The sequence below is a fragment of the Nostoc mirabile CHAB5784 genome (assembly GCF_020829645.1).
GTDB lineage: Bacteria > Cyanobacteriota > Cyanobacteriia > Cyanobacteriales > Nostocaceae > Nostoc > Nostoc mirabile.
Window position 1 is genome coordinate 1 of record NZ_JAIVFS010000092.1, and the last position, 21,609, is coordinate 21,609.

Annotated in this window: 21 protein-coding genes and 1 pseudogene; 17 read left to right on the plus strand and 5 right to left on the minus strand. The window is 39.6% G+C overall.

Annotated elements, in window-relative coordinates; translation table 11 throughout:
- Window positions 1-101: 101 nt before the first annotated feature.
- The 4 genes and pseudogenes from LC653_RS34780 to LC653_RS34795 form a co-directional block, all read left to right on the plus strand.
- Window positions 102-788: pseudogene (locus LC653_RS34780) on the plus strand (AAA family ATPase); the annotation flags it as partial.
- A 138-nt stretch (window positions 789-926) separates the two neighbouring features.
- Complete coding sequence (locus tag LC653_RS47585) at window positions 927-1,205, plus strand: hypothetical protein (RefSeq protein WP_229499458.1); 279 nt, start codon at window positions 927-929, stop codon at window positions 1,203-1,205.
- Window positions 1,206-1,606: 401 nt separating this feature from the next.
- Window positions 1,607-4,429 (plus strand): putative type IV secretion/conjugal transfer ATPase, encoded by a 2,823-nt coding sequence (locus LC653_RS34790; protein WP_229499425.1) that lies wholly within the window; start codon window positions 1,607-1,609, stop codon window positions 4,427-4,429.
- A 44-nt stretch (window positions 4,430-4,473) separates the two neighbouring features.
- The gene (locus tag LC653_RS34795; RefSeq protein ID WP_229499426.1) at window positions 4,474-5,196 is read left to right on the plus strand and encodes a hypothetical protein; all 723 of its coding nucleotides are present in this window, start codon (window positions 4,474-4,476) and stop codon (window positions 5,194-5,196) included.
- Window positions 5,197-5,231: 35 nt separating this feature from the next.
- Here LC653_RS34795 and LC653_RS34800 read toward each other — a convergent pair whose 3' ends face one another.
- The gene (locus LC653_RS34800) at window positions 5,232-5,645 is read right to left on the minus strand and encodes a four helix bundle protein (protein ID WP_229499427.1); all 414 of its coding nucleotides are present in this window, start codon (window positions 5,643-5,645) and stop codon (window positions 5,232-5,234) included.
- Window positions 5,646-5,722: 77 nt separating this feature from the next.
- Here LC653_RS34800 and LC653_RS34805 point away from each other — a divergent pair, with 77 nt between their 5' ends.
- The 8 genes from LC653_RS34805 to LC653_RS34840 all read left to right on the plus strand — a co-directional run bounded on the left by LC653_RS34805 (window position 5,723) and on the right by LC653_RS34840 (window position 13,751).
- Window positions 5,723-6,823, plus strand: a complete 1,101-nt coding sequence (locus tag LC653_RS34805; protein WP_229499428.1) for a hypothetical protein — start codon at window positions 5,723-5,725, stop codon at window positions 6,821-6,823.
- 169 nt (window positions 6,824-6,992) lie between these two features.
- Window positions 6,993-7,757: a hypothetical protein gene (locus tag LC653_RS34810; protein ID WP_229499429.1), complete on the plus strand. Its 765-nt coding sequence runs from the start codon at window positions 6,993-6,995 to the stop codon at window positions 7,755-7,757.
- 5 nt (window positions 7,758-7,762) lie between these two features.
- The gene (locus LC653_RS34815) at window positions 7,763-9,334 is read left to right on the plus strand and encodes a TrbI/VirB10 family protein (protein ID WP_229499430.1); all 1,572 of its coding nucleotides are present in this window, start codon (window positions 7,763-7,765) and stop codon (window positions 9,332-9,334) included.
- Entirely contained in the window at window positions 9,331-10,110 is a 780-nt protein-coding gene (locus LC653_RS34820; RefSeq protein ID WP_229499431.1) for a hypothetical protein, read from the plus strand. Before LC653_RS34815 ends, LC653_RS34820 begins: the two co-directional genes overlap by 4 nt.
- 98 nt (window positions 10,111-10,208) lie before the next feature.
- Window positions 10,209-12,026 carry a type IV secretory system conjugative DNA transfer family protein gene (locus LC653_RS34825; RefSeq protein WP_229499432.1) on the plus strand — a complete coding sequence of 606 codons (1,818 nt, stop codon included), beginning with the start codon at window positions 10,209-10,211 and terminating at the stop codon, window positions 12,024-12,026.
- Complete coding sequence (locus LC653_RS34830; RefSeq protein WP_229499434.1) at window positions 12,010-12,477, plus strand: relaxase/mobilization nuclease domain-containing protein; 468 nt, start codon at window positions 12,010-12,012, stop codon at window positions 12,475-12,477. Before LC653_RS34825 ends, LC653_RS34830 begins: the two co-directional genes overlap by 17 nt.
- A complete protein-coding gene (locus tag LC653_RS34835) occupies window positions 12,470-12,928 on the plus strand; it encodes a hypothetical protein (protein ID WP_229499435.1) in 459 nt (152 codons plus the stop codon). Before LC653_RS34830 ends, LC653_RS34835 begins: the two co-directional genes overlap by 8 nt.
- Before the next feature lie 4 nt (window positions 12,929-12,932).
- The gene (locus tag LC653_RS34840) at window positions 12,933-13,751 is read left to right on the plus strand and encodes a DUF3854 domain-containing protein (RefSeq protein WP_229499437.1); all 819 of its coding nucleotides are present in this window, start codon (window positions 12,933-12,935) and stop codon (window positions 13,749-13,751) included.
- A 573-nt stretch (window positions 13,752-14,324) separates the two neighbouring features.
- On the opposite strand, the gene LC653_RS34845 is transcribed toward LC653_RS34840, so the two are convergent.
- The 3 genes from LC653_RS34845 to LC653_RS34855 are packed head-to-tail and all read right to left on the minus strand — an operon-like array spanning window position 14,325 to window position 15,884.
- Window positions 14,325-14,609 carry a DUF6753 family protein gene (locus LC653_RS34845; protein WP_229499439.1) on the minus strand — a complete coding sequence of 95 codons (285 nt, stop codon included), beginning with the start codon at window positions 14,607-14,609 and terminating at the stop codon, window positions 14,325-14,327.
- Window positions 14,575-15,015, minus strand: a complete 441-nt coding sequence (locus LC653_RS34850; protein ID WP_229499441.1) for a hypothetical protein — start codon at window positions 15,013-15,015, stop codon at window positions 14,575-14,577. The genes LC653_RS34845 and LC653_RS34850 overlap by 35 nt, the downstream gene beginning before the upstream one ends.
- 41 nt (window positions 15,016-15,056) lie before the next feature.
- Entirely contained in the window at window positions 15,057-15,884 is an 828-nt protein-coding gene (locus tag LC653_RS34855) for a hypothetical protein (RefSeq protein WP_229499443.1), read from the minus strand.
- Window positions 15,885-16,356: 472 nt separating this feature from the next.
- Here LC653_RS34855 and LC653_RS34860 point away from each other — a divergent pair, with 472 nt between their 5' ends.
- The 3 genes from LC653_RS34860 to LC653_RS34870 all read left to right on the plus strand — a co-directional run bounded on the left by LC653_RS34860 (window position 16,357) and on the right by LC653_RS34870 (window position 19,641).
- Window positions 16,357-17,010, plus strand: coding sequence for a hypothetical protein (locus tag LC653_RS34860; protein WP_229499445.1), 654 nt, complete (start codon window positions 16,357-16,359; stop codon window positions 17,008-17,010).
- Window positions 17,011-17,582: 572 nt separating this feature from the next.
- Window positions 17,583-19,076: an AAA family ATPase gene (locus LC653_RS34865; protein ID WP_229499447.1), complete on the plus strand. Its 1,494-nt coding sequence runs from the start codon at window positions 17,583-17,585 to the stop codon at window positions 19,074-19,076.
- 331 nt (window positions 19,077-19,407) lie between these two features.
- Complete coding sequence (locus tag LC653_RS34870) at window positions 19,408-19,641, plus strand: hypothetical protein (protein WP_229499449.1); 234 nt, start codon at window positions 19,408-19,410, stop codon at window positions 19,639-19,641.
- A 63-nt stretch (window positions 19,642-19,704) separates the two neighbouring features.
- On the opposite strand, the gene LC653_RS34875 is transcribed toward LC653_RS34870, so the two are convergent.
- Window positions 19,705-20,340 (minus strand): hypothetical protein, encoded by a 636-nt coding sequence (locus LC653_RS34875; protein WP_229499451.1) that lies wholly within the window; start codon window positions 20,338-20,340, stop codon window positions 19,705-19,707.
- A gap of 114 nt (window positions 20,341-20,454) precedes the next feature.
- Between LC653_RS34875 and LC653_RS46505 the strand changes: the two genes are divergently transcribed.
- Entirely contained in the window at window positions 20,455-20,577 is a 123-nt protein-coding gene (locus LC653_RS46505) for a hypothetical protein (RefSeq protein WP_267923327.1), read from the plus strand.
- Window positions 20,578-20,920: 343 nt separating this feature from the next.
- Window positions 20,921-21,571 (plus strand): tyrosine-type recombinase/integrase, encoded by a 651-nt coding sequence (locus LC653_RS34880; RefSeq protein ID WP_229499453.1) that lies wholly within the window; start codon window positions 20,921-20,923, stop codon window positions 21,569-21,571.
- Window positions 21,572-21,609 lie beyond the last annotated feature (38 nt).

The following is a 21,609-nucleotide window of genomic DNA, read 5'->3' on the forward strand; positions in this document are numbered from 1 at the left end:
CCTTGTCTCCCCCTAACTATACGATTATCATTCTTACAACTCATTTCTCAAGTATGAAGTATATCTTGTCCTAAGTGTTTTTGAAGTATTTCGTGACCGTTTGGCTAAATTATCGTTCAAATCACAATATGGCCCAATACAAACTCAAAAAGTTATTGGCACTGGTAGACCGAATTAACCGTATAATTTTTTACCTCGATGACTTTGACAAGGGATTTGCCGGAGATGATGATTTATCACGAAGACTAGCGGGAATGTTACTCACTTGGATGCAGGAAAGGACAAGTGATGTATTAATAATTGCTTCAGCCAATAATATCCAATGGCTACCACCGGAGTTAACCAGAAGTGGACGCTTTGATCAGATATTCAAAATCGACTTACCAAACAACGGTGAAAGACATTCTATATTTAAGATTCACCTAGCAAAATTTGATAAACGCTTTGCTGATGGTGGAGATGCCTTTACTCCAGAAGAATGGCAGAGATTATTGAAGGTGACACATCGCTGTGTCGGCGCAGAAATTCAGGCAATCGTCGAAAGGGCAGCAGTCTCAATATTTTGTCAGTCCTTTGGCGAACAAACTCCAGCACCAAAGGATTTGCCGCCATTACAAATTACCCTAACTGCACTATTAGAATCAAGAAAAAACGTAAATCCTCTGGCAATACGTGAAGCTGACCGAATAGAAAGTATGCGTAATATTGCAGATTTGCAAGGGCTACCATCTAGTCCGGTGGATTCATCAATATATAGTCTGGGCGATGTCGATATTTTTGGTAAGTAATGTTAAAGCCAAGACCCATCTGGTCATAGCATTTCTTAAGTCAGGGCAGTTTTCCTGACTCAAGAAATGACTTCCCTTAAGAAATAACTTAAAATTTGTGCCATTCACAACAGTCCTTTCATCCTGAAATAGTTTGAGATCATGAGTGAAAATAAATTCCGGGCTGTAAATAGAATTTTGGGAGATAGACCCAGGTTAGGGCCATTTCCCGCCGATCAGATTTTCCCTTGGTCAGTAATAGTAATAGTGAATGTATTCCTTTTCAACTATATGTTGAAAACAAGTTGGTTAAGTACGGGATTAAGTATAGCTTGGGGATGGGCAACATGGTGGGTAGTTTCATCGAATCAAGAATTTTTTGGGAAGTTTGTAGCAGTACCTAGAATTAGCAGAGGATACAAGAGGAATAATTCGTAATTCGTAATTCGTAATTCGTAATTAAAGAGGGATAAGCAATAATTCATAATTCGTCATTAAAGAGGGACAGATCATTTTTATTCATCAATGTGAACGTGAAAATGTGTAGCATGAATTATGAATTGCGTACAGCCCTTTGGGCATGAAAACAGTGTAGCAGGGCGCAGTCCATTACGAATTACGAATTATCAATGCTTGCTTATCGCCAGAGGTGAATCTTACGAATTACGTACAGCCCTTTGGGCGTGAAAACACCGTAGCGGGGCATAGTCCATCACGAATTACAAATTATCAACGTTTGCTTCTTGCCAGAGGCAAATCTTGCAAATTACGAATTACGTACAGCCCTTTGGGCATGAAAACAGCATAGCGGGGCGCAGCCCATTGCGAATTATCACCCTATGGGAACAAAGCAGACAGATAAGATCAAGAAACAAAGGTTAGAAACCGAGCAAGTTAATGTAGTAAAAACTCTTACCCCCTTTGAAGACATTATCCATTTAGCTGGGGTTTGCGATGTTGCTTTGGGAGGGAGAAAAGGGATAGGAGCATTAATTCTAAAAAATGGCGAATCGATTCAAATAAAATTCTGTTTTGATTGTGTAGGAATTCATTCTAACTTAGCCTCGGAGCAAATCCTTCCAATCTTTGAGAGCATAGAGGCAGGTTTAAAAGAGATCCCATCAGGAGAGTCATTAACAATACATTTGGGTTCCTTTACAGACGATTATTCGAGGCAATCAGAACTAGAGTCTATCGAAACTAATTGTAATATTGAGCAGTTAAAATTATTAATTAGGAGCGAGAGGTTACGAATCAAAGAACTAACCCACTCGGGAGTAAGGAAGAACAAGTTTTTAAGATTATGGTGTACTTATACAGCGTTGTCGGAGGCAGAGATCAGCCAAGACATTGTAGAATCGGCAATCAGAAAGTTAGAGAAAGTTTGGTTTAAATTTACCGGAGAAATTCACGCTTTTAACAATGGCAGGATTGAAAATATTCTCAAGAATTCATTTAGCGATGGTTTTTTGCAGTGGGAATCGTTGCTAAGTAACAAAATGAAACTAGGGATTAGAGTTTTGAGTGCTGAAGATATTTGGAAAGTCTTATGGCATCAATTTAATTTGACATCACCAACAGCAATTCCTAATCCCTTAGTGATTAGTCAAACTCAAGGATTAGTAGAAACTCAAACAAGTGATTTTCACATTCGACATCATCTGTTGGAGAATGAAGAATCAGTTCCATTCTTAGATCGGCAATGGGTAAAGATTCAAGATAAATATATTGGGGTGATGAACTTTAGCCAAAAGCCAGGGGGGTGGTTAGATGAACGCTCTCAATTACGATATCTTTGGGAACTAATTTCCAAAGAAAGTATCTCAGATACAGAAATTATCTGTCAAGTCACTAAAGCTAATCAGGCAATTACGAAAACGAATTTACAACGCATTACTAAACAGTCAATTACATCGACAGCGTTATCAACAAGTAAAGGAAACATAGATGTCAAAGCCGGAATGAATATTGAAGAATCTGTAGAGGCGCAACGAACGATTTACAAAGGAAGCGTTGTGGTTTATACAGGAGTAGCTTTTCTTGTCCATAGAAAATCAACAAGAGAACTCAATGAAGCTTGCAAATACTTAGCTTCCTACTTTTTAAGGCCAGCAGCAGTAGATCGAGAAAAAGAATACGCCTGGAAGACATGGTTGCAATGTTGTCCATTTGTTTGGGAGCCACTGCTGGCAAAACCTTTTAACCGCAGATTACCTTATTTCAGTTCCGAAGCACCAGGGCTGATGCCTTTGATTCGTACAGCTACAGGAGATCGGACTGGCTTTGAGTTGATTGCCGAAGAGGGGGGTACGCCAGTACACCTGGATTTGTACGAACAGCATAAAAATATAGCAGTTTTTGGTGCAACTCGAAGTGGGAAATCAGTACTGGTGGCAGGAATTTTAACACCTGCACTAGCCCAAGATATACCAGTAGTAGCATTAGATTACCCCAAACCAGACGGGACATCGACATTTAGTGACTATACGAATTTGCTAGGTAAGGATGGTGCATACTTTGATATTTCCAAAGAGTCGAATAATTTGTTTGAACTACCTAATTTGAGGGGGATGGATCAAGAAACCATTAATGAAAGATTGAATGATTTTAAGGAATTCTTGAAATCAGTGTTAATGACAATGGTGATTGGAACTAGCGTGATTGGCGTTAGCCCTTCCATGATTACTAATATTGAATCAATCATTGCCCTAGCCTTGAAAACGTTTTTTAATGATGATGAAATCAAAATCCGGTATAAATTGGCATTAGCCGCAGGAGTTGGCACTAAAGCTTGGTTGGACACTCCCACGTTACAAGATTTTTTGAATTATTGTTCGCCAGCATTTCTCAAGATAGATTCTATAGCCAGCAATAGCCAGGAAATTTTATCAGCCTTGGAGCAAATCAGGTTGAGATTAAAGTACTGGCTCTCAACGAGAGTTGGAGAATCAATTAGTCGTCCCTCAACTTTCCGAACTGATGCTAAGTTGCTAGTATTTGCACTGCGGAATTTATCAAGTGAGGCAGATGCAGCGATTTTAGCTTTATCAGCTTATGCCGCAGCCCTTCGACGTGCTTTATCTTCTAAAGCCAGTATCTTCTTTCTGGATGAAGCGCCGATTCTATTTCAATTTGATGCGATCGCCTCGTTAATTGGGCGGTTGTGTGCCAATGGTGCAAAAGCAGGGATACGGGTGATTCTCTCGGCTCAAGAACCAGAGAGTATTTACCAAAGCAAAGCCGCAGCAAAAATCTTCGCCAATATTACAACCCGATTGATCGGTCGGATTCAATCATCGGCGGTAGATCCCTTTGTTGATAGATTTAAATATCCTTATGAAATCATTCAAAACAATAGTACAGAGGCTTTCTACCCAACAAAATCCGGTATTTACTCACAGTGGTTATTGGATGATTTAGGCAAACTTACATTCTGTCGTTATTATCCAGCCTATTGTTTATTGGCCGCAGTCGCTAATAACCCTTATGAGCAAGAATTACGAACTTTATTCCTGAAAAAATATCAAGATAATCCAATACTTGGACAAGTCAAGTTTTCTGAAGATTATATCAAAATGGTTCGAGGAGAGCCATTATCCTCATCAGCCCAAGAATTACTTAGGAGTTTAACTTCTAAAACCTTAGTAGTCACATCAATTTAGAATTTTTCTTCATTAACTCAAGATAAAAAAGGGAGTATTCCAGTATGAAGCAACTTAAAAAGATTAGTCTAGCCGTCATTATATCTAGTGGAGTTACGAGTCTATTAATTACTGCACCGAGTTATGGGCTATCACTAGACCTAAATACTTTTTTAGCTTCAATTAGGAGTCAGATTCAGAGCGAAATGAGCCAAATTAGCAGTATAGCTTCTGATAAAATTAATAATTTGTGGGCAGCAGCCCAAGAGGATGCTAATTCCGCAATTAATGGGGCTACTGGTGTAATGGGTGCGCCAGATCCAGTTGAAAGTGGTCAGCGTCTGAAAGTAGCGCTAGCCTCGGACTCTGACTGGGCATTAGCTTCAATACAAGCACAAGACTTACAGCGAGAAATTACCAAAGCCTCAGTATCTGGTGTACTAGGGCAACAAGGTCAGCAAGATACTTCTAACAAAATTGATCAAACTGCACAAACGGCTCAAGATGCATCAGACCTGGGACAGCAAGCGCAAGAGATGAATGCCTCACAGAATATTTTAAAGGTAATGGCAGCCCAAAATGGACAGATAGTTTCGATGCTGGCACAACAGCGTACTGATTCTTTGCAATCACGCTCTGATACAGCACAGTCTAATATGATGCTGACGCAGATTGCAGAACAATTAGCAGCAAATCGCCAAAAAGAAGACATTCAACAAGAAGGATTAATTTCTCTCAATCTCGAAGTTGCTGCTATGTCTGTACTCGATCCTACCTACTCACCGTAGGTGGAGAGTGTGGGAGGTGTGGGGAGGGTGGGGAATTAGTCGAGTAACCAGTCATCTGGATGGGTAATGATTTCGACTAATTCACTAAGGACTTGATTATAACGAGCGTAGAGTTCTCTTCCTTGCTCAACTGTGAGGTACTGGCATTTCACTGCAAACTTTAACCAAACTTGAGTTTCTGCTGCCTCCGATTGTCTGCGACACGCTCCGCGAACACAATCATTCAGTTTAGCGACAAAAGCATCTCTATATCTCCGTTTTTTCCAAGCCCCTGCCAAATTAGCACAGACTGAGCGAGAGGATCGACGAATTTGATCGGTTAATGAATATTTTTCTTCAACTGGAAACTTTTTAGAATGTTCAAAAATTTGCATTGCTGTCTCAAATGCCAATTGATAAATGGCTAAGTCCTCATGAGTTCTAAAATACTTTTTCCCTTTCTCTTCCATTTTCTTTAATCTCGACCATTCTTTTATCCATCTTCCCACACTCCCTACACTCCCTACGCAAAGGAAAGGATTCTTGTATGTATTTATTAGCGCAACAAGTGATTGGTGGTGAGCTAGTCAAAAAAGCTGCTGAAAGCTCTGCATCAATATCAGCAGGATTTAATGATTTATGGGATAAAACTTTAGCTGGGGATTTGTACAACAATATATGTACAGTCGGGGTATTATTTGCAGTTGCGACATTAACCTTCTTCATGATTGAGTGGACAAAGCAAATGATCAATGGTGATGAGCAACGAGCTTTCACCGATTTTATCTGGCCGTTGATTGTGGTAGTGTTGCTGTCAAATCATGGCAAAGTGCTAGGAAACTCGACATTAGGGATTAGGAACTATATCAACAATCTAAATAATATGGTGTTGATACAAACGGCTGACGGGCTGGATTTAAGAGTCGCATTTGAGAAAGCAGCAGGGGTATCGGTAGCTCGAAGTGCTATCGGTTTAGCAATTGAAAGATGTCGCAGTTCTTCATTGCAGCCGAATGAAGCAATTAATTGTTTACAACAGGCTAAAGAAGATTTAAGCCAAAAATACCCATCAGCTTTTGATCAAAATAGCGGCCCCTTCAAATGGTTTTTGGCCGCGATAGATAAAGTCGTTGACGCTCCGATTGATGCAATAAAAAATAAAAGAAATCCTCTTCAGATATTATTTTCTTCCATTAGTGGTTTTATTGGTTCCGGTGTGACTTCAACAATTTCATTAGTCATGCTGTCGATGAATGGCTCATACCAATGGGGAATTGAATTAACAATGTTAATCACAGCATTTTTAGGGCCACTAGCTGTTGGAGGTTCTTTATTACCTTACGGAGCGAAATCAATTTACACTTGGCTAATTGGATATTTCAGTATTGGCATAGGTAAACTATCTTTTAACATGATTGTTGGTTTTGCTGGACAATTAATTTCTGACTCTCAAGCAGATCAACCAATGTTCTTCCTGTTTACAATTGGGATTTGCGCCCCGTTCTTGGCTACGGGATTAGCCGCAGGTGGCGGTTTAGCACTGTTGCAACAAATTAATAAAGCCTCAGAAACTTATGGTGTGATTGCCGCAGAAGCTGGCATCGCAATAATCACTAGAGGTGTTAGTTTGGCGAAGTTTATGAAATAAGAGATTCGTAAGAATTCAGCACTCAGGAGTCAGAAGCCAGAATATATAAGGAGTTTATTAAGATTAAGATATTTATTTATCAAGTCTTTATTTGATTATTTAACTATTCTGACTCCTGAATTCTGACTCCTGAATTCTTACAGAAATTCAGCACTCCTCTTCAAAAGATATGGTAAACACGAAAAACCGAAAATCAGAGCCATTACAGCTACTGCAATTTAATAAATCAGTCCCGACAAGAATTGGAATAATTTCATTAGTCGGATTTTCTTGTGCAGTATTTTCATTACTCTTGCAATTTCTCAATTATGGAGCAATCAGAGGATTAAGTAAAAAGCAATTAGCTTTAGTACAGTTAGATTCTGGCAAAACTATTACTGCTAAATCAGTAGACGAAAATCAACGTTCGCCAGAAGTAATTAAGAAGTTTGTTGGCGATACGTTCACTAGAATGTTTAGCTGGGATGGATTAGTGAAAATTTACAACGACAAGGGAGAAGCAATTACCAAGCAAGACAAAGGAATAGATATTGACACAGCAAGTGGAAAAAAGAAAGTTACAACTAAGGCTTATGAAGCTGCTTATGCAATTAGTGAAAATCAAAACTTTCGAGCAGCCTTTTTACAAAAGCTGGCGCAACTCACCCCAAGCAGAATATTTGAAGGAAATATGCAAGCATCTTTAATCCCTCGTTATATTGGAGAGCCGCGATTCATTAGAGATGGGATATGGCAAGTAGATATCGTCGCAACTATTGTGACTTTTACAACCTCTGATAATACTGGACAAGGAATTACCTTCAATAAGACTGTGACTGTAGAAGCGGTGAGTACGCCACAAGAAATTACTCATCTAACTGAACTTTCTCGGAGAATCTATGAAGCTCGTAGCGCTGGTTTAGAAATCACACAAATCAATGATTTAAAGCTTTAATAATTATGTCGCTAAAAAATGAACACGAGAATTTGACTATAGATCAAATCTTAAGATTTTCAGATGATACAAATGATACACAAAGCAGAGAGAAATCGAATCGTGAAGACTCCGAAGAATTTCCATTGATTACCAGGCACACTGTCAGTACTTCTCCTTGGTCGAGATTGGGGGTAATTGCTATTCCTTTTGGCTTAGGGTTTTTAGCGATATTCTATTTTCTTAATAGCATTTTCAATCCTGCTAGAAGTCCAGAAGCGATAACTGCTAAAGCTGAGAAAACCTCCCCAGCCTTGGAGAAAGTTGATAACAAAGATGGTGATGTCTATGCCAAATTAGCCTTGAATAAACAAGAAGATGAATTAGAAAAAATTAATCAGAATCAGCAGGAAGTTAAAGTTAATAATAAACCTGTAAATGTTGCAGCTTCTCCACCAACACCAACAGCTAGACCTGTAGCACAAACACAAAGTCCTAGTCCTAGACGATATTACGTTCCGAATAGAACTAAACTCCAGATTTCATCACCACGTAATCAAACATTACCGAGAATTACTAATCCTGTTAGGACTAGGACTGTTAAGACTGTTACACCGCAAACAGAAACGCCAGTAGACGTGAACGCTGAATTTAATCGACTTCGCAGCTTAGGATCTTATGGCAAAATCGCTTATACGCCTACTTCAAATAATCAGCAGATATCAACAGAAGCAACATCCTTTCAAACACCGAATACAACACGAATTCAACTACAGCCACCCAATAGTGCTTATACAACACAGCAAACACGTCCTAACTTCTCCAACAGTACACCCACAGCAATTGAGAAAATTCGCCCTCGTTGGTCAGCCAATCAAGTGGCAGATAGTAATTACTTGTCTCAAGAAGATCAAATTCTGCAACAGCGTAAAACTCGCTATTTAGTTGTTGGGGAATTCGCAAATGGTGTTTTAGTGACTCCAGTGGTCAAGCAGCAAAGCGAAAATACTCGCTTCCAACAACAGCAGGCTCCAGATGATAGTAAACGCTATGTTGCCAGATTAACGGCTGATTTGCATGACAACTATGGAAATGTGGCAATTCATAAAGGCACTTTATTGGCACTTGTTACCCTACAGATTGATCGTGGCTCTTATGCAACTGTGCAAGTCACGAGCATTATCAAAGATAACACCGAGTACCCAATTAGTAGCGGTGCAATTTCTGTATTAGGAGAAGGCGGTAAACCGTTGATTGCTAAACAATTCCAAGATTTGGGAGGGGGAATTGCAGGTTCTGACTTGACTGTGGGATTAGTCAGTGGTTTGGGTCAAGTAGGAGCAATCCTGAATCAATCTGATTCCAGTAGCAGTGTAGTTAATTCTGCTACAGGGACATTTAGCTCTAGCACGACTTCAAACAGCCAGCGCAATATTGGCGGGGCATTCTTACAAGGTGCTTTTGGCAAGCTTAGTGACATCATTGCTCGTCGTGCAGAAGCCTCTAACCAAGAAATCACCGCTCGTCCCAATGTTTGGTATATCCCACAGGGGACGAAGATTACGTTTTTGGTGAATCGTTCCTTGGAGTTGCCGTGAAGAAGTTAAAATTCGTGACAGCGTTCCACCTTGGGGTTGCCGCTTTTTTGGCAGTGTGTCTAGTTCCAGTCAAAACCTATGCCCAAGAGACAGTCCGCACCATAAAGCAATCTCAGGTTAGTGGTAGTACTGCCAAGCTGCAAAAAATTAAGGTCTGGAATGGCTCAGGCGTATCAATTTCATTTTATGAAATCAATGAGATGGTGAAGCGGGTGTGGATTGACGATCCCTCGCAAGTTCTGATTGACACTGATGGTTGTTTAGAGGGAATCGACCAGAACTGTCAAAACAGTAGTGCCGGACTACTTCACTTACGCCGGATCAAAAAGGTTCTGGTTCCAGGACTGCCGCAAACAAGTGCAACTTTGTTGACAGTGATTACTCAAACTGCTTCTGGCGATCGCAAAGTTTACCACTTTCAAGTTACCCCATCTAATTCCCGTCCTGAATATAGTCAAGTGTCAATTATCCCGGATAAGCCATCTTCTCTAGTAACTCGACCGAGATTATCGCCCTTAGTACAAACTACCAGAATTACAAAACAAATCAGGGCGGGGATGAGGGTAGCGATTAATAATGGTTTCCTCTCTTCATCTGATGAACTTCACAATCGCATTGAGCAATTCTTGACTCATTTTCAAGGTGGAGAGCAAATGCCTTTGTTGGTCGGACTTGTACCCCCTATTTTATCGGGCCAGTGCCATTCATTACTTACCATGAAAAAGACCCAATTATTTTTGGTAGTCCTTCTAGCGTCCCCGATTGAATGGCACTAAGATTCATGTGGAACCTAGCCAGGAATATCAATGATTTACGCTTTTCTTAGTGCCATTCCGTCCCCAATTAACTATTGTTACTCCTGAATTGTTACGTTATGAGCAATAATTTGACTACTTCGCCAAGTAATCAACCTTTTCGATTTGAGCAGCTTCAAAATCCTCATGACAGCATTGGCAAGTATACCAATGCTTTGTTTACACCGAATGGACTGACAGTTTTAGCAATAGTTAGTGCTTACATTTTAATGAGAGTCTTTTTGGGCGATGGCAGTAGTAAAAAGAAGATTGCTACTAGCTATTGGGGAGGCAGAAAGGAGAGCAGTACAGCTAAGAAAAAAGCATTGCAACAAATAGCCTATCCCCGATGTGATAGTGTAGCTTTGTATATTGGCAGACATCAATTCAAAGGTACAAAAAAACAAATTGGTAGTGGAGGAGTACCGATTTATGTACCAGAAGTACAAAGGGGAACTGCTGCCATTGGCGCACCCGGAAGTGGGAAAACTTTCAGTGCCATTAATCCCATGTTGTTTTCCGCAATTGACCAAGGTTTCCCTATTTTACTATATGACTTTAAGTACCCATCTCAGGCGAAAATTGCTGCTTATGCTAAAAGTCTTGGCTACGATGTCCATATTTTTGCCCCTGGATTTCCCGAATCTGAAGTTTGTAACCCTCTGGATTTTTTAAGAGATTCTTCTGACGCTGAAAACGCTCGACAAATTGCGACGGTCATCAATAAAAACTTCCGCATTCTGAATAATTCTAATGAAGATGGATTTTTTGGCCCGTCGGGGGATCAGTTAACCCAAGCTGTATTGATGTTAACGAAAGAATTTGGAGATAGAGCTGATGTGATGACGAGTGCTGCCATCTTGTCTAGTGAGCAGATGATTGCGCGGTTAATGTCTGCTAATCTCAACCCTTGGGTAAAGATTGCCTTTGGTCAGTTGTTCAGTTCCGCCGCGAGTGAGAAAACCGTCGCCGGGATTGTTGCCACAGCTAGTATCATGTTTACCCGCTTCATGGCCAAGAACACACTGGGTTGCTTTATTGGTAAAACCACTTTACCACTGTCAATTAAGGGTAAACAAATGATTATCTTTGGTTTAGACAGAGAGCGGCGGGATGCTGTTGCACCATTGATGACTAGCGTTCTCCACATGACCATCGCCCGAAATATAGCCAAAAAACGCTCTGACCCTTTGATAGTTGCATTGGATGAATTACCTTCCTTGTATCTGCCCGATTTATTCAGATGGTTAAATGAATCACGAAGTGAGGGTTTCTGCGGCATCCTCGGCTGGCAGAATATGGGGCAGTTGGAAAAGAATTATGGTCGGGAAGTTGCTAAGACTATCCTTGGTGCTTGCAGTACGAAATTTATTTTTAATCCTGGAGAGAACGAATCAGCACAATTGTTTTCTTCGTTTCTGGGAGATGAAGAAATTAGGTACAAGCATAAATCAAGATCCACGGGTGGTGGAAAGAGCAATAATACCATTAGCGACCAAGAGAAAACCAAAAAGCTATTTGAATCGGCAGAGTTTTTAAAACTACCAGCTGGGAAGTGTGTTTTTATAAATCCTGCATACTCCAATAGAAAAGAGGGGTCAGTTCCTCAGTTAAAAAGCATCAACATTCCTCAATTTCTCCGGGACATCGACAGATACAACGAAAAAAAATGGAAACCAGTTGTCAGTAAATTAGCTCGCAAAAGTACACAGAGATATCCAACTCAGTACGACTTAGATTTGAGAGTGAATGATGTCAATAATCGTTTCCCTCCACCTCCTAAACAAGACAACAATCCTAATAATAAAGTCTTGAGCGTTGGAGAAATTAAATCAATCCTGGACGAAAATGCTCAGAGCCAATTTCCAGAGGTACTAAATAATGAGAATAATGATTAAGGAATATGCTCTCTCTGATTTTGAGATAATTAATCAATTAATGCAGACATTGACTATTAACTCTGGCAATCTCGTTAACATTCATGCTCCCGCTTGGGTCATTAATACTTATCAGGTTTTAAGTAAGCAAAGACCAAGATTAAAAAAGGTCGGAATTTATGTTCAAATTACTTTGAAAGGTTTCCCAATTAATTTATCATCAGATGTTTCTGAACAAATTCTCAATGAATATATCCAAGGTATCGGCTGGGATGATTTGCAATATGTCACTTTTCGGAAATTTTATCAAGAGCAATTAGAATTTCATCTTGTGTTTAATCGGGTGATGACATCGGGGGAAGTGATTGACTTAAATTGCCTCGGTGCTACATCACAGCAGTATGACGTTTTACAAAAATCTTTAACCAATCTTATTAAAACTGAATCCAGCCGTGGGGTGACTTATGTTTGATGAACGGCATTTACAACTGGTTTCTAATTACGCTAAAAGCAGCGATTATTTCGCCAGAAATGTCATAGCACCTTTAATAGAATATGTCCGTATTGACACCATAGAACAATGGAACAATCAAGCAAGGATTGAATTAGGGAAAGATACTTATGCTCTTAAACTTGATGGCGATGGAGGTTATTTTTGGACAAAAGTTGATCCCAAAACTAATAACTTTGTACCCGTAGACAAAGTAGAATCCCAAAAAGTCGAAAAAATTGTAGAACAATCTTTAGCAAATACAAACGCTCATCAACATTCGCCAGCTTCTACAGAATCTTTATCAACAAATACATTGACAACCGACTCTAGGGCAAACAATTCTTTATCTCATCAACAACTTAACCAAACTAATACTTCAAATACTCTTTCTCCTCACAGTTATGATGATTCTCACTCCGAAATAGAGTAAAAATATGGATAAATTCGTTAATTCACGGACAAATAATATCGAGCATAAACACTGGCATGAACTGGTAGTTAATAGCGCGATTCATCCTCTAATTGTATCTGCCAATTTTAAGTCTTTGTATTATGATTCCATAGAGCAGTGCCATGAATCTTGGGAATACTTGATGTATAGTGACCAGATTGAGCGTAAAAATGCTGGTCGCTTAACTGATAAAACTCTCCAAGTTTACGCATATCTTGATTCTACTGATGGTTGGTGGTGTAATGGTGGTGTTGACCCCCGCACTTTCCCGGATTTACTACCTGGGGATAAGCCTAAAGAAAAACTTTGGGGCTGTTACAAACCTGATTCTCCTCGACCTGATGCTCAAAAGCCTGGCAAATTTATCAAATATGAACATCCTTACAAAGCTGAACTTAGTATCTTCTTACTAGAAGTCCCAAAAGACATTGCTGAATTTATCTACCTCAAAGCTGGGGTTAATCCAAGTCATAGCGATCGCCAATCAGGTTTTTGGTATTCTGTATGGAAACACAATATACCAGTAACCATTGTTGAAGGGGCTAAAAAAGCAGCGAGTATTTTGACTCAAGGAGATGCTGCCATCGGCTTGCCAGGGGTTAATGCTGCATATCGCTCCAAAGATGACCAAGGTAATCCAATTGAGAGTCAATTACGCTCGGAAATCGCCATGTTTGCCACCAATGGCAGAGAAATCAGAATTTGCTTTGACCATGACTCCAAAACCAAAACTCAAGTCAACGTTGATAAAACTCAGCAATTTACATTTGATAAAGATGATCATTCCGAGCTAGGGGACTAGGAGGCAATTCAAAATTCAAAATTCAAAATTTTGTTATGAATAGTAAAAATAATTTTTAATTAATTAGTTTTGGGTAAAAGCCCCCGAAACAATTAAAATTTATTGATGACTCTTTCATTCTTAATTCTTTAATTCCCCAAAGGGGTTGCCCCTATACGGTTCGGATAAGCAATTTTCTACCTCCCTTGTAGTCTGGGAAAAGGGAAGAGAGAAGGGGAAAATTTAAACCTTTCCCTTTTTCCCTTTCCCCTTTAACCAAACCGTATTAGTGGTTGCCCTTATTGATTGCCTAAAATGTTTAAATTGATAATTTTGAATTTTGAATTTTGAATTTTGAATTGCTTTGCTTCCCACACTTAGTTAAAATACCCCATTAATAGTCCAAATATAAATCCACTGATTAGCAAATACCGTTTTAATATTGGATTTATTTTGACAAAAGGAGCAATTATTGTTGCAAGGAATATGTAAAATGTGGCTTCAAATATATTAGTGCTGAATCTGATAACGGCAGCAATAAACAAGCCACCAAACATCAAACATTCAATTACATACTCTATCTTATCCCATAGCTTAGTGTCGTACAGGTAGCGCATGAGTTAATCTCGACTTTTTCGGGATTGTAGCATGGGCTGTTTTAGAAGTATTCGCCACCTTTTGATCGATTGTTAGTACCCAAGCTTCAATCATTGCCTCCATTCGTGCTTGCAGTGAAATCATTGTCTCTTCATATCTGCCAAGTGTTGCCATGACTTGAAACATCGGGTCATCTTCTGCTAACCCCAGTTGCTGCGCTGTTTCAACAATCCTCTGTTGTTCGGCTTCAGAATACCCCTGCAATATTTCTGATGTTCTCACCTGCTGATACTCCTAAGTAAATACTAGCGACTTGATTATTTTTTACAGTATCAAAGAAATTTTTTAGCCAGTGATAAATATATGAGCGATACAACACATATAGGGATTGCTCATGAAAACATTGTGAGTAAGGTTTGGCTAAATCCTCCATTGCTTGATAATGATCTCTGTGCAAGGCTGTTAATATAATTTCTGTGCCCCCAATCAATGGCAATTTTTGCTGTATTAATTGCTTATACTCTTTAAACCTCGTATCAAAATGTTGATTTTTGACTATGACATAATTAGCATTGTCCGTTGCAAAATTTAATAGCTGCAATAAATATTCCATTGTTTCATCTGTTACTAAGAGTAATTCTTCTACTCCGTTAAGGATCTCCGCCTCATCGTTTAAAATATCTGTCATCTGATTTTCTCCTCTATTTCATGTTTAATCAGTTTCGGGGTTTAGTCCAGTGCTAGCATCTCTGCTGAAAAGTAGTCTAATAGGTTTAAATACATTGGTTTTAAATCCTTGAAATTGTCAATTGATTTCTTAACCATTGTTCCCAGAGCTTGTAATATTAACCCTTGTTCTAGTACCTGATTTAAATCCGACTCATTTAATTTATTTAAATGGTAATAAACTAACAAATCTAATGATTGAGCTATCAATAAATTTGCCGACCTTATAACCAAATCTTCATAAACATATTCATAACTGCTGACTGACCTTAGTACTGTCTTCAATACTTGAAAATATCTAGTTCTGGAGTCAATACTATTTAAATCAATAGTCTGAGGACAGCTAGCTGGCAATGGAAGCTTTTTTAAAATAAACTTTAAATATAAATCAATACTATTTGATGACCAAGAATCACTATTTTGAAAATACAAATACTTAATCAAAGAATCTTTCTGAGAATAATCTATTTGTTGAAATAAGTATTTTGGTTGCTCGATTGCAATCATCGTGACATCATTTTTAAACACTGGCATCACATTTGTTCTTACCCATTGCATAAATTGTTTGACTACATTGTGTTCTACTATTGTTAGTGATATTAATGAGTGAATCGATAGAGCGCTGAGTGTCGATACCAAACTCACTTGATTATTCTCCATCATCACTAATCGTTTCTGAACTTCAATTGACCTCACTAAATCATCATTTATTGGAGCTACTATTTGCAATACATCCACTGCAAATAACTCTAGCCCTGATGGTGTTGCTATTACTCTTACCACATAAGTTGATGGATGCTCAAATTCCCAATATCGCCAAACTTCTACCATTTCTCCACTAACTCTTTTGTTCTTTTTCCTCCTCTTATTGCAAAAGCTAGCTTTTTACCATAAGAAGATACGTTAGATACTTGAAGAAGAATTCAGCTATTTTGAATGAGTGTTGCCCATGCTGAATTCTTACTTAGACACTATGGCATATTCCCCCACTTTAAAGGAATCGCTCGAAGTCTAAAAAAATATCGTACTTCTGGCTATTGCTTTTTGTTGACATCCTGTTATAAGATTAGCCTTTTTCTTTGGATAAGATTAAATTACCCGAAAAAGTTCAAGTTTTTTAATAGTTAATTACTCTTTTTAGCTTGCTATTTAAAATCGAATCAATATATATTATTTAGAATGAGATTTAGCTAAAATAATTTCGTTAAATGCATAAAATTATTTGACTAACAATCAGCTATATCTAGCTCTCTTACTATCTAATTTACTCACAATAAATTGTCGGCTATCAGGTGAGAATAATATGCTTTTCAAAACTTCAAAAATTGCCATTAGTTTAGCTTTGCTCGTCAGTGGTGGTATCATCTCTTGCCAGAGTAAAACGCCTGAACAGATTGCCCACGAAACAGAACTTGAACTGATTGCAGCAAAGCAAAAAGCAGAAGCATCTGCTGTCAAAGAGTTTGTTGACAGTACTCCTGATTTATACAAAGTCAATTGGAAAGTTTGTAGTGACGGGTTTCTCGAGCGATACAACAACGGCTGTAACGAAAGTCGAGATGTCCGATCTATTGGTTTTTCTGAAGCCGTCCTTGTTTGGGGGCCTGTTCAAGAGGTGAAATTTGTCACTAAGCCTCATTTTAGTTTCAATATGCAGAATGTTGGTTTATTCGTCAAATCTAAAGGTTGTCTCTTATTGGGTAAACCCGAAGGAGGAGAGCAGTTTTACAAAATACACGAATTTTCACTCAAAAAAGGTTCTACCCTTCCAAATCCTGACAGCACTAAAATTGATAAACTTTCCCCAGAAGATAAAGTCCAAGCTATACGAGCAGCCATTGATAATGCCGAAACCGAAATTGCATCTTTAAACAATTTCGGTGTTTCTTCCACTGTATTTATGCCGAATACTGCAAAACAACCTTGTCTCACCCTTGAAAAATGGAAAAAGCTATAAATTCACAACTGTTTGAATAACTATGCTTTCGACGAGTGCAGTTCCTCCCATAACACCAAGCGGGAATGCACTCGATTGCTTTTTGGGTAGCGTGATTCTCTTATAGCATGAACCGCTTTGACAACATGAAAAAGAGAGCGAAGCTTCAACTTACTCAAATACTTTACAATAGGTCTGAAACTGTCAATTCCTTTCCAATTCACTCGATGTCGTTTCATAACTATACGACTGTCGCAAGGTATAGTTAATTCCAAACTTAGGCATAGAATGAATTGTCACGGGGGCATCGCACAGGAAGATTCTCGCTCAGTGCCTAACAAACTCGGATTTTATACCTGGGAGGGGTAGAAGCAATACGGTTCGGATAAGCACTATGAACTTTCCTTGTGGTCTGGGAAAAGGTTTTGGGGTAAGGGGTAAAAGATGTATTTAAAACCTTTCCCCTTTAACCGAACCGTATTGAGGGTAGAAGTTAGTTAATAACAGCAGTTGCTCATTTGACGATTAGCGATAACGCACATTTTGGCGCTACTGTTGTATCAGAACAGAATCTCTCAACTCCGAATTAACTCATGATGAGTCTCCGTCAAGTCGAGAAATTTCCATCGTTAACCTTGTCTGAAATTCAGCAGTATTTAGAGAGCGGGCTGTTTCGTGGCATCGGCAAGAAAACTGCTCAAACTCTTGTCAAACACTTTGGAACTTCAACCTTATCAGTGTTAGACAATGCTCCAGAGAAACTAGGTTCAATTCCTGAGCTTAGTACTTATCGAATCACCGCAATTACTTCATCTTGGTCATTAAGTAAAACTAATCCTAACTTTGGGGTTATTACTCAACTTCTGGCTGTGGGAACTTCATTAAAATTAGCCTTAAAAATTTGTGACCATTACGGACACCAAACGTCTTCTGTACTACAAAACAACCCTTATCGCCTAGCAGATGAAGTCGATGGTATTGGTTTTAAAACTGCTGATGAGCTAGCGATATCTTTAGGAATCTCACTTGATAGTGAGACTCGCTATGCTTCATCTCTAATCCATGTTTTGAAATCGGCAATGCAAGAAGGTAATTGTTTCCTTCCCTCATCGCAATTACTTGCCGCCGCTATGGATGCGCTCAACCATACTTTGCATACACCTGATATTCAATCTTTAAGTACTATTCTTGCTAAGTTAATAGATAAGGGAACTTTAATTTCTGGTGATGGAGAGAGCGTTTACCTGAAAGCTGCTTACCGTGCTGAACTTTCTGTGGCTTTAAAAATTCAAGCTCACCTGAATCAACCGACTCGTCCGAAAGAACATCTTGAACACTGGTTAGTAAATCTTCAAGCAGCTGACTATCGCCAACTCTCACGCTTGAGCGATGAACAACTTAGTGCTTTGGTCATGGCAGCTAAACATCCAATCAGCATTATTACTGGTGGCCCTGGTCGCGGCAAAACCCATGTTCTGAAAACTTTAGTGGAATGGTTGACTTCAATTAGGGCAACTATTGCTCTTACCGCCCCCACTGGAAAAGCTGCTAACCGAATGAAAGATGCCACAGGCATGGAAGCGAGTACCATTCACCGTCTACTTCAGTGGCAGGGAGTTGGGCAAGCTTTCCTTTATAACGAAGAGAATCTGCTTGCTCTCGACTGGCTGATTGTTGATGAATTTTCAATGGTAGATATATTCCTGTTTAATTCTCTACTCAAAGCAATGCCAGCCAAAACCCAAATTTTGTTGGTAGGAGACTCTGACCAATTACCTTTACTCATTTCACCCCCTGATGAATTAGCAAATATTTGGCGCAGATTAGGCAATGCTACCAAATCTCCAAGAACAGCATCTACTCTTACCATTGCTTCGAGATTGCAACAACGCCAATTGACTGCAACACAAGGACAGATGACAACTATTGGTAGTCTTGCACAAAATATGTATGAGTCCAAATTTGGTTATCGTCCTTCAAAGCAACCCGAACTTGTCGGCAAGTTTCGCTTTAACACTTATCATTATGAAACTTCTTCAGTTGAGTTAATTGATTCGGCAATTGATGCAGTTCTCCGTAACCAATAAATGTTCTAACCTTTGATGCCGTAAGGCGTTGAGCGCGAAAAAAATTTACCTGGCTTCATCGGGTTAATGCCTGCCCAAACCTTTGATGCCGTAAGGCGTTGAGCATAGTAATTCAGTCTGTAACACCATATTCACGCTCAATCAAACCCAACAGCTTTTCTTCCACAGCCGTTAGATAAGGACAGTTTAGCTTCCCCAATGACTGCAACTCTCTTTTTGACTGTCTCCAAAGAGCGAATTGGAATACACTATTTTTATGCCATCGCCTGGGCGTGGGCGCTTGAGCCGGGAGCTTCCATTGGCTACTGCTTAACTTACACTTTTAAAATCTATGGCTATTCCAGCAGCAGAGTTAAAAATCGGGCAATCAGTAAGGTATTTAATCGGCACTCGAAGCGGCATGAGCGCGGCAATCACCGATATCAGCAAATCATCTCTTAGCATCAAAAATACTTATATTGTTACTTTGACCTTTGATGATGATTCACTACCAAATCACTTAAAAACACAACAACTAACTGTTTATGACGAATTGCTGTCAGGTTGTGAAATAATCACATTTTAAAAAATGAAAATTGGCAACAGCAGAGCGCACATTCGCCGCTACAAGTTGAAATTAATTAAAATACTAACTTGCCGGCTGATATAATCCCGTATTTTCGTTAAATTCCCACCCTAATCCTGCTCTATCTTTGCCCTTACACCATGCTACAAAAAGCGGTGGGAGAAGATTAATTCGCTCCTTGCGTACAGTTTCAAGACTTACACCAAGTCTAGAAGCTAAACCTTCTTCGGTTAATGGTTGCATTCGGGGAATATGCCCTTGGAAGGATGAATTATTGTAGTACGATTTTTGACCTCGCTTTTGTTGGTTGTTGAGATAGTTTTGAATTTTTATAATCGCCTCAGCTAACTGTGTCATTCGGGCACACGTCCCCTCCACTTTTTGTTCTAAATCGGCGAGATTATGAATTGCTGTGGTTTGCTTGCTATTAGATTCACTTGCAAACTCGGACTCGAGCTTATCAAGTCTTTCGCAAATAGCTATTATCGTTTCATTGATCGGGCTGCTGTGACTATTGTTACCAGCAACCAAGTACTCCTCAACACTTGCCTTAATCTTAGAATCTAGGCGTTTGTCTAAATCATTAATTGCATCAAGCTTATCTTGGGAATCGTCTAAGTAGAGTTCGATAAATTCGATCAGCGTGGCTGTTGCCGTTGTGCCTTTCGAGTTGCAACGGGCGATAAACTGCTCCCACATCCTTTGGTCACAGTTGAAAGATGCTAATTTTTTTTCCGCCCTGTATTGCTCATGGAGAGCGTATCATCTAGGTAAACTGGGACTGTCCACGCTTATTAAATCGTGTAATTCATCATGATGAATTACCTTGATACTATCATCGCCAAATGTGTCAGCGCATTCTTCAAGCGATGGCTTTTAGAAGAGATGTTATTGCCAACGGCTACCATTGGCGATCAAAAATTATCTCAGGCTTAAACACTTGCTCCCTTGCCTTATCTAATTTTTGATCACCGAAACAGTGCTGAGTACTTAGTTATATTGCTGAGTAAAAAAGCAATAATTGCATTCAGTACAGTCAGTCTGTACCCCTACTCAAAAGCTAGCTACGCGTAGCGTCTCTAAAAGTTGCCCCTGCTTTTAAGCCCTGGAAAAAAATAAATATTTATTTCGAGATTATTGCACGAGAAATAATGCATTCATCCTTGCTTCAATCCCCTAAGATAAATCTGAGCGGTTACTCAGCACTCAGCACTCTTTAACTTAAAACTGTTTTGTTCTGATCGCTGATAGGATGATTAACTATCGGGGGTTCGGGGCTGTGAAAATTGACCGTCACGGGAAGGCAAAGGTTTTGTCGCCGGAAGAAATCGGGCGTCTATTCACTTCGGGGTTGACCACAGTCCGAGATAGAACACTTGGTGCGGTGATGCTGTACACTGCTTGTCGTGTCTCCGAATGCGTCACCCTAAAAATTCAGGATATTTATGACAGCAGAAGGCAAGTCAGGCCAGAACTGAATATTCGCAAAGGCAGCACGAAGGGGAAGCTGTCCACTCGTACAATTCCTGTGCTGGATGAACTGCGACATCACTTGGAACTCTATAAACCAAAAGTTTCTTACGATCGCTATCTTTTCCCAGGACGCTGGGGGCGCGGTCATTTGCATGAGGATTACGCAGCACTGATTTTTCGGAGAGGGTGCAAACGGGTAGACATTGAAGGCGCAAGTACTCACAGTTGCCGGAGAACTGCACTGACGCTGATGAGCAATGCGGGAATTCCACTGAGAGTGATTCAGCAAATCAGCGGACATCGAAATTTGGAGCAACTGCAAGAGTATCTCGACGTTGAAGCGTCGCAAGTTCGGGGTGCGATCGCGGCGTTGTCGATGCTGACACCGCCATCAGGTAGCAGCAGTAAAAATGACTTGGTAAGTGAGAATCACACAGAGTTATTCACAGATTTCTAGATCGGAAAATGCACCAATTCCGATCTAGACAGAAAGAT